9 protein-coding genes and 2 riboswitches are annotated in these 13,841 nt (G+C 64.4%); of the genes, 1 reads left to right on the top strand and 8 read right to left on the bottom strand.

Annotation, left to right across the window (positions count from 1 at the left end):
• Positions 1-89: 89 nt before the first annotated feature.
• Positions 90-208, bottom strand: a riboswitch (FMN riboswitch).
• A 123-nt stretch (positions 209-331) separates the two neighbouring features.
• From ADJ70_RS09885 to ADJ70_RS09865, 5 genes are all read right to left on the bottom strand, one after another.
• Positions 332-835, bottom strand: coding sequence for a hypothetical protein (locus tag ADJ70_RS09885; RefSeq protein WP_050341043.1), 504 nt, complete (start codon positions 833-835; stop codon positions 332-334).
• A gap of 657 nt (positions 836-1,492) precedes the next feature.
• A complete protein-coding gene (locus ADJ70_RS09880) occupies positions 1,493-5,227 on the bottom strand; it encodes a phosphoribosylformylglycinamidine synthase (protein WP_050341041.1) in 3,735 nt (1,244 codons plus the stop codon).
• A gap of 154 nt (positions 5,228-5,381) precedes the next feature.
• Entirely contained in the window at positions 5,382-6,185 is an 804-nt protein-coding gene (locus ADJ70_RS09875) for an energy-coupling factor transporter transmembrane protein EcfT (RefSeq protein ID WP_050341039.1), read from the bottom strand.
• Complete coding sequence (locus tag ADJ70_RS09870; RefSeq protein WP_253273171.1) at positions 6,185-7,996, bottom strand: ABC transporter ATP-binding protein; 1,812 nt, start codon at positions 7,994-7,996, stop codon at positions 6,185-6,187. The genes ADJ70_RS09875 and ADJ70_RS09870 overlap by 1 nt, the downstream gene beginning before the upstream one ends.
• Positions 7,997-8,048: 52 nt before the next feature.
• Positions 8,049-8,636, bottom strand: a complete 588-nt coding sequence (locus tag ADJ70_RS09865) for an ECF transporter S component (protein WP_050341037.1) — start codon at positions 8,634-8,636, stop codon at positions 8,049-8,051.
• A 6-nt stretch (positions 8,637-8,642) separates the two neighbouring features.
• Positions 8,643-8,789: riboswitch (FMN riboswitch) on the bottom strand.
• A 132-nt stretch (positions 8,790-8,921) separates the two neighbouring features.
• Between ADJ70_RS09865 and murB the strand changes: the two genes are divergently transcribed.
• Positions 8,922-9,857: a UDP-N-acetylmuramate dehydrogenase gene (gene murB, locus ADJ70_RS09860; protein WP_253273170.1), complete on the top strand. Its 936-nt coding sequence runs from the start codon at positions 8,922-8,924 to the stop codon at positions 9,855-9,857.
• Positions 9,858-9,966: 109 nt separating this feature from the next.
• Here murB and ADJ70_RS09855 read toward each other — a convergent pair whose 3' ends face one another.
• From ADJ70_RS09855 to ADJ70_RS09845, 3 genes are all read right to left on the bottom strand, one after another.
• Complete coding sequence (locus tag ADJ70_RS09855) at positions 9,967-11,043, bottom strand: serine hydrolase (protein WP_050341035.1); 1,077 nt, start codon at positions 11,041-11,043, stop codon at positions 9,967-9,969.
• An 87-nt stretch (positions 11,044-11,130) separates the two neighbouring features.
• Positions 11,131-12,330: a serine hydrolase gene (locus ADJ70_RS09850; RefSeq protein WP_050341033.1), complete on the bottom strand. Its 1,200-nt coding sequence runs from the start codon at positions 12,328-12,330 to the stop codon at positions 11,131-11,133.
• A 15-nt stretch (positions 12,331-12,345) separates the two neighbouring features.
• Positions 12,346-13,710, bottom strand: coding sequence for a PFL family protein (locus ADJ70_RS09845; RefSeq protein WP_050341031.1), 1,365 nt, complete (start codon positions 13,708-13,710; stop codon positions 12,346-12,348).
• Positions 13,711-13,841 lie beyond the last annotated feature (131 nt).

Below are 13,841 nucleotides of genomic sequence, written 5' to 3'. Positions count from 1 at the left end.
TCTGGACAAGGCAGCTGTCCTGCCAACAAAAAATCCTGGATCGCGTCTTCGATCCAGGGCAAGCGCGCACCTCGACCATGTGGCCGGGCATGCATCTTCTTCCATCCAGACTATACTGTCGGCTCCGAGGTTCCATCGGATCGGCTCGTTTGGGAGCTCGCGGGCTGTAACCGCCGGTGGGGAATCGCACCCCGCCCTGAAGATGTCTCTTTGACTGGTGCACATGATGATGATTGGCCCTTGCCCTGTCAAGTGGCATTCCCTGAGTGAGTAGACGGCCTCATCCGTCAGACGGCCTCATCCGGCGGACGGCCTCATCCGGCGGACGGCCTCATCCGTCGAGTCGTGCATCTATGCTGGCTTTGTATGAGGCAAAGGCCTGATCGTTGCCGGTATCGGCGGCGATGCGCCCCATCTTGTCGAGCAGGGAGCGAGCCTTGCGCCTATGGCCATCACTTATGAGTGCCTCGATGGCTACCTGCAGGAACTGGAGCCTGAGGTCCGCCTCGTGCGCGTCTTGGTCCCAGGCGTCAAAGTCATGCACGAGGCGACGTGCGTCGCGATGTTTCGCGTAGCGCTCGATGATGGGATTCACGGTCCTCTCGGCGTCCGCGTTCTCGCGCTCCCAACGCTGGCGCTGGGACTGGCGGTACAGGAAGAAGATGATGATGCCCGCGATGATCGCGGTGAAGACGGGTGCATAGATGTCCCCTAGATGCAAGAATGTCCTGAGGGCAAAAGCTATCAGGAAGATGCCCGCGAACATAAGGGCCGTGAGGACGAGTTCTCCCTTGACGTCAACCCTGCCCTTGCCCCCTTTGCTTTTTCTTGCCATGTGCGCTCCTGTCGTGAGGCCCTCCGTCGGGGGTCTTTCGTGCTTCCGCGCCTTCTTTTTACGCAGCTCTCTGCTAGACCACCTGCTGGATCACTGTCGGCATGGCCAGCCTCCTCGTCTATCGCGCTGTCATGCCAGGTGTCCCCGCGTCTCTGTTCAACGCGCTACCGTGCCGGCAACATCGTAGCAAAGACGCAAGGCATCGTCATGCCGACGGTGGTCTCACAGAGGGTTTCCGTCACGCAGCAGGTGCAGAGTGCGCCTTTTGGTGACGCCGCGCTCGCAGAATGCGCTTTTCTGTGAGACGCCGGCTGCAGAATGCGCTTTTCTGTGAGACGCCGGCTGCAGAATGCGCTTTTCCGTAGAGTGTGCTTTTCCTCACCTGGGCAAACGTCGGGCCGCCTCACGGAAAGGCGCAGTCTGTGCCGGCTCCCTCACGGAAAGACGCACTCTGTACCCACTACCTCACGGAAAAGCGCACTTTGCCCAATCGGCGGGCTGCAGGATGCGCTTTTCCGTGAGACGTCGCCTGCAGGATGCGCTTTTCCGTGAGACGCCAGCTACAGGATGTGTCTTTCCGTAACTCTCGGTTAGGCTGCCGTCGGCAGGGCTGGCCTCTCCTTTCAGTAGGGTCAGCGGCGGTCTAACCACAGAGAGCTACGCAAAGTATGAGACGCCGCCCTCGAAGATGGGTTGGAAGTGCCTGCCGCAGACGTTCTTGAAGGTTCCCTTGGTGCTGCGCTCGCTGTGGCCCATCTTGCCGAGAATGCGACCATCGGGACTCGTGATGCCCTCGATGGCAAGCATCGAGCCGTTGGGGTTCACCGAGAGGTCGAGCGAGGGCTGGCCACTTGCGTCCACGTACTGCGTGGCTATCTGGCCCGTGTCCTTGAGGCGCTCGAGTAGGGGCCGTGGTGCGACAAAGCGACCCTCTCCGTGGCTGATGGCGATGCTGTGGATGTCTCCCAGCTCGCATGCCGAGAACCAGGGGGAGAGGTTCGAGGCGATGCGAGTGTTGACGAGCCTGCTCTGGTGGCGGCCGATGGCATTGAAGGTGAGCGTGGCGCACTCGTCTGTCATGGGTACGATGTCGCCGTAGGGGACGAGGCCGAGCTTGACCAGGGCCTGAAAGCCGTTGCAGATACCGAGCATGAGGCCGTCCCGGTCCTGGAGCAGCTTGCGGACTGCCTCGCTGACTGCAGGGGCCCGGAAGAAGGCCGTGATGAACTTGGCCGCCCCGTCGGGTTCGTCGCCTCCGGAGAAGCCGCCGGGGATCATGACTATCTGGCTGCGTCCGATCTCGTCTGCGAGCGCTCGCGTGCTCGCTGCCACGGCTTGGGGCGAGAGGTTGTTGATCACAAGGGTGGTGACCTCGGCGCCGGCGGCCCTAAAAGCACGGGCGCTGTCGTACTCGCAATTGTTGCCCGAAAACACGGGTATGACCACGCGAGGTCGCGCCAGCTTGACCTTGGGGGTCGGACGGCGACGGCCATCGTGGTCCCTCACGTCGAAGCTCAGTTGCTTGACCTCCTCGCCCGCTCGCCGATAGGGAAAGACCGGCTCCATCCTTGCCTCCCAAGCCTCCTGGAGAGGCGCGAGCTCAAGTGCCTGCCCGTCGAGCGCGAGGACATACGCCGCAGTCGTGGTGCCGAGTGCCATGACGCTGCAGCCGCCCTCTTTCGGGCGGGGAATGCTGGCGCCCTCGGCGAGCTCGACCACAAAGCTCCCGTAGGCTGGCTCGAAGAGCGCGTCCTCGTGGAGCGCGCCGTGGATGCTAAGGCCCAGCTGGTTGCCGACACACATCTTGAAGAGCGTCTCGGCAAGGCAGCCGTAGCCGGGTGTGGATACGGCCAGTGCCTCGCCACTTCTGATGAGTCTCTCGACGAGGGAGAGCGCGTCGATGAGGGACGCCGCCGCTGGCGTGATGCCGTCAGCCTCGTAGCGGGGAAGGACGAGGATGACGTCGTGTCCCGCCGCCTTGAGCTCGGGTGAGGTGACGTGTGCGACCTTGCCCACCGCAGCCGCGAAGGAGACCAGGGTGGGCGGTACGTCGAGGTCCTCGAAGGAGCCACTCATGGAGTCCTTGCCGCCGATGGCGCCCACACCCAGGTCGCGCTGGGCCATGAGGGCGCCGAGCAGCGCTGCGACGGGCTTGCCCCAGCGTTCGGGCACGTCTCGTAGGCGCTCGAAGTACTCCTGGAAGCTGAGATAGGCCCTTTTGCGCTCGAAGCCTGCGGCAACGAGCCGACAGACGCTCTCGACCACCGAGAGGTAGGCGCCGCTGTACTGGTTGGCGCTCATGAGGTAGGGGTTGAAGCCCCAGGCCATGCCCGAGCAGCTCGTGGTCTCACCCTCGACGGGAAGCTTCGCCGCCATCGCCATCGTGGGCGTGAGCTGGGTCGCTCCGCCAAAGGGCATGAGCACGCTGGCGGCGCCGATGGTGGAGTCGAAGCGTTCCGCGAGACCCTTGTTGGAGGCCACATTTTCGTCCGTGAGCAGGGCCTGCAAGCGCTCGGCGAGAGTCGCCCCCGCCCATGGGGTGGTCCAGCTGCCCTGCGTCTCGACGTGTACGCGCTGCTGCCTCAAGGCGCCGTTGGAGGCCAGAAACGCGCGGCTCACGTCCACGATCGTTCGGCCGCGCCAGCTCATGCGCAGGTGGGGCTCTGAGCTGACCTCGGCGATAACGGTCGCCTCGAGGTTCTCCTCTCGCGCGTAGCCTAGAAACTCGTCCACGTCCTTCGGCGCGAGCGCCACGGCCATGCGTTCCTGTGACTCGCTGATGGCAAGCTCGGTCCCGTCGAGGCCCTCGTACTTCTTGGGTACGCGATCGAGGTCAATGGACAGGCCGTCCGCAAGCTCGCCGACGGCCACGGCCACGCCGCCCGCGCCGAAGTCGTTGCAGCGCTTGATGAGCCTGCAGGCATCTCCACGACGAAAGAGCCTCTGGAGCTTGCGCTCCTCGGGAGCGTTGCCCTTCTGGACCTCGGCGCCGTCCTGCGCGAGGGAGTCTACGTTGTGGGCCTTGGAGGAGCCGGTTGCCCCGCCTATGCCGTCACGCCCGGTGCGACCACCCAAAAGGATGACCTTGTCGCCAGGTGTGGGGCACTCGCGGCGCACGTGACGCGTGGGCGTGGCGCCCACGACGGCGCCTATCTCCAGGCGCTTGGCGGCGTAGCCGGCGTGATAGAGCTCGAAGACTTGCCCCGTGGCGAGGCCGACCTGGTTGCCGTAGGAGGAGTAGCCCTCGGCGGCCGTGCACACGAGCTTGCGCTGGGGGAGCTTGCCTCTCATGGTCTGGCTCACCGGTACGAGTGGGTCAGCCGCTCCGGTCACGCGCATGGCCTGGTAGACATAGGCGCGGCCCGAGAGCGGGTCGCGAATGGCTCCCCCGATGCAGGTCGCCGCACCGCCAAAGGGCTCGATCTCGGTGGGGTGGTTGTGCGTCTCGTTCTTAAAGAGGAAGAGCCAGTCCTCGTCCCTGCCGTCTACGTCGACCGTGACCCTCACCGTGCAGGCGTTTATCTCGTCCGACTCGTCGAGGTTCGTGAGGATGCCCTTGGCCTTGAGCCAGCTAGCACCGATGGTTCCCATGTCCATGAGGCAGATGGGTCGCTCTGTGCGCCCAAGGTCACGACGCATCGAGAGGTACTCCTCGAAGGCGCGCTCGACCATGGCATCGTCGATGCGCACGTCCGTGAGCTGGGTGCCGAAGGTCGTGTGCCGGCAGTGGTCGGACCAGTAGGTGTCGATCACCCTGATCTCGGTGATGGTGGGCACGCGCCCCTCGTTCCTAAAGTACTTTTGGCAGAAGCTGAGGTCAGCGAGGCTCATGGCGAGGCCGCGCTCAGCAATGAGAGCCTGCAGCCCCTCCTCGTCGAGGTCGTTGAAGCCATCGAGCAGCTCGACGTCGGCGGGTGCGGGGTAGGCCGTCTTGAGCGTGGTGCGCTCGTCGAGCGAGGCCTCTCGGGCCTCGACGGGATTGATGACGTAGGTCTTGATAGCGGCCACGTCGGTGTCTGAGAGCGCGCCTGCAAGGTAGTAGAGCTTCGCGGAGGCGACGGTGGGACGCTCCCTTTGGCTGATGAGCTGCACGCACTCGCTCGCCGAGGCGGCCCGCTGATCAAATTGGCCAGGCAAAAACTCAACGGCAAAGACTGTGGCGCCGTGCGCCTCGGGCATCATGCGCGTTGCCGTATCCGACTGCGGCTCGCTGAAGACCGTGGGGATGCAGCGCTCGAAGAGCCCCTCGTCGATGCCCTCTACGTCGTAGCGGTTGATGAGGCGAAGGCCCTCGAGCCCCTGGACGCTGAGCACGTCTTTTAGCTCGCGCTCGAGCTGTCGTGCCTCGACGTCAAAGCCAGGCTTCTTCTCTACGTAGACGCGTGAGACCATGTTCGCTTTCCTTCCGTGGGCGGCTGTGCGGCGCTAGGTAGCGCGCGGACAGCCTCCATGATACGGCGAACGGGACACGATCGCACGCCAAAGGGGAAACGGCGCCCCTGCGCGCCACCGCCCCCGCGCGCCTCCGCCCCTGCGCGCCGGCAGCCTACGCGACGGCGCCAAGGGCCAGCAGCACTGCGACGTAGGCGATGAGCGTCGCGAGCGCCACCCAGTCTGCGGAGCGCATGCGCAGCGGATGCCAGTGGCTGCGGACGGCCCCACCCTCGTAGCAGCGGGCGTCGAGCGCGCGGGAGAGGCCGTTGGCGTGGTGGACCGAGCTTGCCAGAAGCGCTATCAGGATGGGTGCCACGGCCCTACAGCGTCTGACGAGCGAGCCCTCGCCGAGGGGTGCCCCGCGCATGGCCTGGGCGTCTAGGATGGCCTGTGCCTCGTCTGCGATCGTGGGTATGAAGCGCAGCATGAGCGAGAAGACCATCGCAAGCTCGTGGCCGGGAAGCCCCACCCTCGAGAGGGGTGAGAGGCACGCGTCGAAGGCGTCTGTGAGCTGGGTGGGCGTCGTCGTGAGTAGTATGAGCGCTGCTGCGAGCACCGCGATGACGAGCCTGAGGCTATAGATGGTGGCGACGCGCATCCCATCCGTGGTGACGAGGAGGGGTCCTGTCTGCCAGATCGTCTCCCCCGTCCTGGTGAGAAAGAAGTTGAACGCCGCCAGTACCAGCAGCACCACGGCGATGGGGCGGATGGACTCGACCACCTTGGCTACGGGTACGCGCGCGAGGGCGAGCAGGCCAAGGATGCAGGCATAGCCAAAGGCGAGCTGGACCGGGCCTGTGATAAAGAACACGCTTACCATGAGGACGAGCGCGCCGGCTACCTTGACGCGGGGGTCAAGCCGGTGGATTAGGGAGGCGCCAGGCAGGTACTGCCCTATGCTCAGGCGAAGCGCCATCAGCACGGCGCCTTTTCGGACGTGGGCGCAGGGATTGCCTGTGCCCTTGGGGTCGGCACGCGCCCCTCGATGCCTGCAGCGATAGATTGTGCGAGTTCCTCCAGCGTGAGTGGCGCCTCTGCGCAGGCGACGCCAGCTGCGCGCAGGCGTCGTGCCCAGTCCAGGGAGGTGGGAAGGCCCAGGCCAGACTCGTGTAACAGGGTCTCGTTTCGGTACGAGAAGACCTCCCTGGGAGTGCCGTGCGTCATCACGCGGGACTGGTCGAGGACGATGACCTCGTCGGCGCGCACCGCGATCTCGCGTGAGTGCGTGACCTGCACGATCGTGACACCGCTGCGCTGGAGCACTCTGAGGATGCGGGAGAGGTCCCCTCTCCTGCGCGGATCGAGGCCTGCGGTCGGCTCGTCTAAGATCAGGATGTTCGGCTGCATGGCCAGAATGCCCGCGATGGCGCACATGCGCTGCTGCCCGCCGGAGAGCTCGAAGGGCGACGCCTCTTCTAGGCCGAGAAGTCCGACGAGCTTGAGCGCACGCCTGCAGCGTCTTGTGACCTCGTCTTTTGGCAGATGCAGGTTTTTGGGACCAAATGCGACGTCCTCGGCGACCGTCTCGGCGAAGAGCTGCCTCTCGGGGTGCTGCATCACATAGCCCACGTGACCATGGAGCGCACGGCGCCCCTTCCTGTCGCGGGTGTCGGTGCCGTCCACGACGATGCGGCCGACGTCGGGCAGTTCCAGGGCACAGAGCAGGCGTAGCAGCGTTGACTTGCCCGAGCCGGTCTGGCCGATGATGACGGTGTTGGTGGCCCGCTTAACCTCGAGGCTGACGCCATTGAGCGCGGGGTGCGTGTCGTTGCGGGCGTCGACGCTGTGATACGAGTAGCTGACCTCGTGCACGCTGACGGCGAGGTCCGAGTGGACCTTCGCGTGACATGTTCGTTGGTTCTCGGCTGTGGTTGTGGTCGAACGTGATCGTGTGTGTCTCTGCGCGACGCGGGCGAGCTCCCCCTCGAGCCGCTCGGCGTCGCAGGTCCAGCCAACACCGACGCCCAGCTCACGCAGGCGTCCGGCAAGACGTGCCGTCCATGGCTCGCGAAGGCCCAGCGCCTGGATCTCGTCCGCGTGCGAGAAGACCTCCTGTGGCGTTCCCTCAAGCGCGATGCGACCGCGCCGCATCACGATGACTCGGTCGGCCTCGAGGGCCTCCTCCATGAAGTGGGTGATGTGGACAATGGCCCTGCCGTCTGTCTTGAGCCTGCCCATCACCTTGAGGATTGACCTGCGGCCCCGCACGTCCAGGAGTGCCCCCGGCTCGTCGAGCACCAGCAGCTGCGGCTCCATGGCGAGCGCCCCCGCGATGGCGACGCGCTGCTTCTGACCTCCCGAGAGGCGCGTGGGATCGGCCTTGGCGTAGCCTTCCATCGCGACACGGTGCAGCTCGCGCCTCACGCGCTCACCGATCTCGTTTGAGGGGACGCCGAGGTTCTCGGGGCCAAAGGCCACGTCCTCCTCGACAATAGAGGTCACGAGCTGGTCGTCGGGGTTTTGGAACACGAGGCCAAGGCTCCTGCGGGCGCGATGGTAGGCCTCGAAGTCCACCTGGCCGCTCGAGAAGACCTGCTCGCCCGCGAGCTCGACCTCCCCCTCGTCCGGCGCGAGCAATCCTGCGAGCACGCCGGCCAAGGTCGACTTGCCCGAACCGTTGGGCCCGAGGATGCAGAGCCTCTCGCCGCGGCGCACGTCGAGAGAGACGTCGTCCAGCGCTTGGATGTTGCCGTCGTAGAGGAGGGTGACGTGCGACACGTGCGCCATGAGCTGCGTCCCTGCCGCTCCGCCTGTTACAGTCAAGATCGCCATCTGCGGCCTAGTTACCGAACGCCTTGCTGATCGGCTTGTAGATGAGGCCGGTGAGCACGCAGTTGAGGACGATCTTGATGACATTGAAGGGCAGCAGCGCCGGAACGATGAGTCCGATGACCTTGTCCAGGGTCATCGTGGGGGAGAAGAGGGGCGTGATGACAAGGTTGCCCGCGATGCAGATGGCGACGCAGATGACTCCGCCAACGACCATACCGATGACAGCGCCCCTTCGCGTGGTGTCACGCCTGTAGACGAGCGACGCGGGTACGACGAGCGAGAGTGTGGCGAGCATGGCCATGAGGACCCCGTACGCGCCACTGGGGGTGGTAAGGTGCACGAGGTAGGGCATGGTCGAGACGACCACACCAGTCGCGGGGCCAAAGGAGAAACCCGCCACGAGGGCGACGATGCCCGAGGGGTCGTACTTGAGCCAAGGCACGCCCGGCAGGATGGGAAACTCCATGAAGAGCGTCGCGATGGCCGACAGTGCGCAGAAGAGCGCCGTTATGGAGATTCGCTTCGTGGACCAGCCGTGTGCCTGGTCGGTTGTCGAGTGGCTATCGTGCCTAGTGACGCGAGGGTTCTGTGCCATGGTGGCCTTCCGTTTCTCTCATCCGGACTATAACCGTTGGTCCTGGAATCCCACCAGGTCAACCGCAGTTCTTGTGCGGCTCGCGGACTCGTGCGGGACTTTTTGCGCGCACCTACCGCCAGTGGGGAATCTCACCCCGCCCTGAAACTGGAACACGACTATAGCACGTCGCCCGCTGCGCGGACAGCCACGACAGAGTTTTTTGCCATGCGTGCTAGACTACAGGGGCGATGCGTCGCCTGAGGGCGCGTCGTCCAAAGGCCCACAGAAGGAGATGACCAGAGCATGCCCCAGAGCACGATGGATTCGGACGATCACTTGCAGGATCTGACCTGGAGGCTTCGCAGCATCGTAGGCGATGATAACGTTGCCTTGGACGAGCCCATGAGCAAGCACACGAGCTTTCGGATCGGCGGTCCCGCCGATCTCTTTGTGACGCCCGATGACATCGACGAGCTGAGGGATGTCATCGCTGCCTGCAGGGCTGCGGGCGTGCCGCACTTCGTCCTAGGCTGTGGGAGCGATCTGCTCGTGGCGGACGAGGGCTACCGAGGTGTGATCGTGTCATGCACGAAGGGGCTTGTGAACGTGGCGATCGATGGCGAGACGATGGCTTGCCAGGCGGGTGTGCCCTTGCGAGAGGCATCCGAGATGGCCTGCGAGCTTGGGCTCTCTGGGCTGGAGTTTGCCTGCGGGATACCGGGATCGGTGGGTGGCGCCTGCTTCATGAACGCGGGGGCCTATGGGGGCTGCGTCGCCGACGTGCTCGAGTCTGTTCGCTGCCTCATGCCGGACGGGACCCAGCAGAGCCTTCCGGTCGAAGAGCTCGCGCTGGGCTATCGAGCGAGCCGCGTGCGCGACGAGGGACTCGTGGTGCTCTCGGCGACCTTCAGGCTGCACGAGGGTGATCAGGATGACATACGTGCCAGGATGGATGACTTCACGCAGCGTCGCCGGAAGAAGCAGCCCCTGGAGCTTCCGAGCGCGGGGTCTACCTTCAAGCGCCCTGAGGGTCACTTTGCGGGCAAGCTCATTAGCGATGCGGGCCTCAAGGGCTACGCGCACGGAGGCGCGAGCGTCTCGACCAAGCATGCGGGCTTCGTCGTCAACAACGGCGGTGCTACGGCCGCCGACGTCCACGCCGTCATCAGACACGTGCAGGATGAGGTCGAGCGTCAGTTTGGCGTGCGTCTGGAGCCGGAGCTGCGCTTCTTGGGCTGACGTGTCGGGGCTGTCTGTCACGTGTCCCCCTCGTGCGGCATCGGCGGTGTGCTACGGCATACTTGTGTCGCCCGACCCCTGTGCCTCTAGCCGCTACGGTACCCAGCCGCTATGCCATGTCCCTGTGGGCGTCCTCGAGACCCACGAATACCGTGGTGAGCGCTTCGAGCTCGCTTGGTGCGTCGCTCATGGCCACGACGAGGTAGGGCTTCGAATCGGCGAAGACGATGCCCGCATCGACGGTTGCGGGCCTGGTCCCCTGCCCCTTCTTGCTGGCGTACCAGCCCGCCTTACCCCAGCTCTTGTACTTGCTTCCCACGGCGTCCGCGATGGGGGAGACCTCTCGCTGTTCGAAGAGCGAGACGAGGTAGTCAGCGCTGTCTGTGCCTGATGAGAGATACTCGTACATGTGCTCCCACATTTCGGCCAGCTGTGTGGCTGAAGTATAGGGGTAGTAGTATGCGCGGTAGGAGTGGCTCCCCCCGTAGCCACTGGTATCAAAACCAAAGCTCTGGAGCCAGGTCCCGAAGACCGATGCACCATAGGTATCGTGAAGTTTACTGAAGGCGTTGTTATCAGAGTTGACGATCGCCGACTCGGCAAGCCCCGCGACTGACGAGGCCCTCGTCCTGCCTGTGTCAACGAGCGTCTCATAGACCGCGACGACGTACGGTCCCTTGATGCTGCTTGCGGGGTAGTAGGACTCGTCCGCCTGGTAGCTGACGGTGGCCCCTGTCGTGAGGTCCTTGAGGTAGAAGCTCAGCTGATGGCCCTCGTCCTCAAAGCCACCAACCGCCTGGGTGAGTTGGGCGTAGCCTGCAGAGGAGCTAAAGCCCTCCTTTGTGTTCGAGAGCTCGATGTCGGACGAGACGTCACGCAACACCGCCGGCAGCTCCACGGTCCGCTTTTGATTGTTCTCGGGCGTGTCCGTCGGCTCGCCGTCGGCCAAGGGCTCGGTCTCGCCGCCTCCCGTGTCCTTGCCCGTTTCGGACTCAGGCGGGGGAGTGCTCGTGGTCGTTGTCCGGTCATCCTCGGTCGGGGCCGTGCGCCCGATGAGCCCCTGCGAGAGGGCCCAGGCCACGCCCAGTCCCAGTGCGAGCACGAGTATGCAGGCGATAGTCGCTACGATGCGTCCCGTGTGTCGCTCTGGCTGTGGGATGCTATGCTTGCCGACGCCCTGTGCCATGGGCCGTCCTTTCTCTGTTCATGCGTTCACTTCTCTATACCTTCGTGACGTCAGGCTGTCACGGTCGTACGTCCTTGTCACAATCTCTCAAGCAGACGGTCCGTGGCGGTTACACACGAAGTCATCCACAGCTTTGATCAGGGGCTTTAGTGCGTCAAGGTCGGAGGAGGCGTCCGACATGATAGCTACGACATAGGATTTTCCCTCGTCGTGGGAGCGGATGACCACGCCAGCGTCGTTGGATGCGGGCTCGTCATCGCTGCCCTCGTTCTTGGGACACCAGCCGGCCTTTGACATGCTCGTAACATTTGACTCTCCCTTGGCCTCGAGGACGTCTTTGATGGGACTTACGGAGCGCTCCTGAAAAAATGTGGCCAGTGAGGCGCTGTTTCCCTCGTTGCTCGTGAGGTAGGCGTACATGCTCCTCCAGGCCTGCCTCAACTGCTCGGGCGTACTCGTGGGATAGGGTTTCTTAAGGTAGTCTTCGCGCGTGTCGTAGATGCCTAGACTCACATTGTTGTCATTGAGCCACGCGCCAAGGAAGTTATTCCTGTACCGGAGCCAGAGGCTCATGTAAGCGCTGTTGTCCGAGTTTTCGATCATCTGCTCGACGGTTTGCTGTACGGACGAGAGGGGCACTTTTCCCGTGTCGATCCTTCTCTGGTAGAGGGCAACCGCATAGAGTCCCTTGATGCAGCTCGCGCTGTAGTAGCCTGCGGTTTCGCGATAGCTGAGGGTAAGGCTCCCGTCGATCGTCTCGAGATCGATGCTCGCGTTGATGCCCTCCGCCCTGAGGCGTGCGAGCGCTCGCTCGATGTCTGTGAGGTCTCCTTGCGCGAGGTTGCGCGTCGAGCTGGTGGCACGCAGGGTCGAGTATCCCACCGTGGCGCTTAGGCTGTCCGTGAGCTCGGCCTGAGGACCTTCCCCTGCCTGGCCGGCCTGTCCGCCCTGTATCCCGCCAGATCCCGCACGGCCTTGCAGGAGGCCGACGAGGCCGCCAACACAGATCGCGATCACGACGGCAAAACAGAGCGCCCTCAGCTGCCAAGGCAGCCGCCGCCACCGTCGTGCAAGAGGCGATGCCGCCGGCCTGTGCGTATCGCCCCCGTCGCGGCGAGAGGGGCGGCGTAGGCGACGGCGCAGTGCGAGGACGAGGCGAGAGACGCGGTCCCAGAAGATGCCAGATGCCTGCCCACCCGGGTCTCTCGGGCGCCTGGGACGCCTTCGTCCATCCGGCTGCCCGCGTCGTCGCGCCCTGTTCCTATCGCTTGTGTTCGCGTGCGTCATATCGCCTTGCCGGTCCTAGTTCTTGAGCGAGTTGAGTGGGGCAGGAAAGCGCCCGCCGCGGTGGGCGAACACGGATCCGGCAAACCGGTTCACGGGCATGACCGGTGCTGAGCCAAAGAGCCCGCCAAACTCCAGCACGTCGCCTTCGGTGTGGCCAACAGCCGGTATCAGCCGTACGGCCGTGGTCTTCGCGTTGATGACGCCGATGGCCATCTCGTCTGCGATGATGCCCGCGATGGCCTCGACGGGGGTGTCGCCGGGTATGGCTATCATGTCGAGACCCACCGAGCACACGGAGGTCATGGCCTCAAGCTTCTCGAGGCAAAGTGCCCCGCTCGTGGCCGCATGTATCATGCCAGCGTCCTCCGAGACGGGAATGAATGCACCCGAGAGACCTCCCACGCTGGAGCTTGCCATGACGCCGCCCTTCTTGACGGCGTCATTGAGGAGTGCCAAGGCGCAGGTGGTGCCAGGCCCTCCGCACTCGCCGACGCCCATTATCTCCAAGATCTGTGCCACGGAATCGCCCGCTGCGGGGGTGGGGGCGAGCGAGAGGTCCACGATGCCCTTGTCCACGCCCAGGCGTCGGGCCGCCTCGCGGCTCATGAGTTCGCCCGCTCGGGTGATCTTGAAGGCGGTCTGCTTGATCCTCTCTGCGACCTCCATGAGGTCGGCGGAGGCGGGTAGCTCCTGGAGTGCCGCCGCCATGACGCCCGGTCCCGAGACGCCCACGTTGATGACAGCGTCGCCCTCGCCCGAGCCATGGATCGCCCCTGCCATGAAGGGCGAGTCCTCGACCATGTTTGAGAATACGACGAGCTTGGCGGCACCGTAGCAGTTACTGTCCCTCGTGAGCCTAGCGGCCTTGAGCACCGTGCGCGCCATCAGGAGCACGGCGTCCATGTTGATGCCGGCTCGCAGGCTGGCCACGTTGACGCTCGAGCAGACGCGCCGGGTGCCTGCGAGCGCCTCGGGAATTGAGTCGATGAGGTGGCGGTCCGTGACTCCCATACCCTTCTGCACGAGTGCGGAGAAGCCGCCCATGAAGTCGATGCCGAGGGTCTCTGCCGCACGGTCCATGGCATGGGCGAGTGGCGTGAGGTCGGCGTCGGGGCAGGCGGCGGCAATCTGTGCCACGGGCGTCACCGAGACGCGCCTGTTGGCGATGGGGATGCCGTACTCGCGCTCGAGCTCTGCGGCTACAGGGACGAGGTGCTCGGCCACCTTCGTGACATGGTCGTAGACCTTGGTGCACATCTGTCCCATGTCCTCGCACGCGCAGCCATGAAGTGAGATGCCCATGGTGAGGGTACGCAGGTCAAGGTTCTGCTGGGAGACCATGGAGAGGGTCTCGGCTACCTCTTCAGGGGTAATCGCCATGCCTGTCCTCCCGTCGCGAAACCAGATAATCGCTGGATATTTTAGCGTGTGAGGCACGTCTGCAGGGCGGTAGGCCGTGCACACAGACACACGCTTCACAGTCTCACGTTATGGCCTCAAGGGTCGAGGCG

Origin of the sequence: Olsenella sp. oral taxon 807, assembly GCF_001189515.2 — a bacterium.
Taxonomy (GTDB): Bacteria; Actinomycetota; Coriobacteriia; order Coriobacteriales; family Atopobiaceae; genus Olsenella_F.
Note: the sequence above shows the minus strand (reverse complement) of the source record. Positions and strands in the feature narration are given on the sequence as shown.

Bases quoted from the DNA above. Each gene is read 5' to 3' on its own strand.
- ADJ70_RS09885 (WP_050341043.1), bottom strand. From the start codon at position 835: ATGGCAAGAAAAAGCAAAGGGGGCAAGGGCAGGGTTGACGTCAAGGGA.
- ADJ70_RS09880 (WP_050341041.1), bottom strand. From the start codon at position 5,227: ATGGTCTCACGCGTCTACGTAGAGAAGAAGCCTGGCTTTGACGTCGAG.
- ADJ70_RS09875 (WP_050341039.1), bottom strand. From the start codon at position 6,185: ATGGCGCTTCGCCTGAGCATAGGGCAGTACCTGCCTGGCGCCTCCCTA.
- ADJ70_RS09870 (WP_253273171.1), bottom strand. From the start codon at position 7,996: ATGGCGCACGTGTCGCACGTCACCCTCCTCTACGACGGCAACATCCAA.
- ADJ70_RS09865 (WP_050341037.1), bottom strand. From the start codon at position 8,636: ATGGCACAGAACCCTCGCGTCACTAGGCACGATAGCCACTCGACAACC.
- murB (WP_253273170.1), top strand. From the start codon at position 8,922: ATGCCCCAGAGCACGATGGATTCGGACGATCACTTGCAGGATCTGACC.
- ADJ70_RS09855 (WP_050341035.1), bottom strand. From the start codon at position 11,043: ATGGCACAGGGCGTCGGCAAGCATAGCATCCCACAGCCAGAGCGACAC.
- ADJ70_RS09850 (WP_050341033.1), bottom strand. From the start codon at position 12,330: ATGACGCACGCGAACACAAGCGATAGGAACAGGGCGCGACGACGCGGG.
- ADJ70_RS09845 (WP_050341031.1), bottom strand. From the start codon at position 13,710: ATGGCGATTACCCCTGAAGAGGTAGCCGAGACCCTCTCCATGGTCTCC.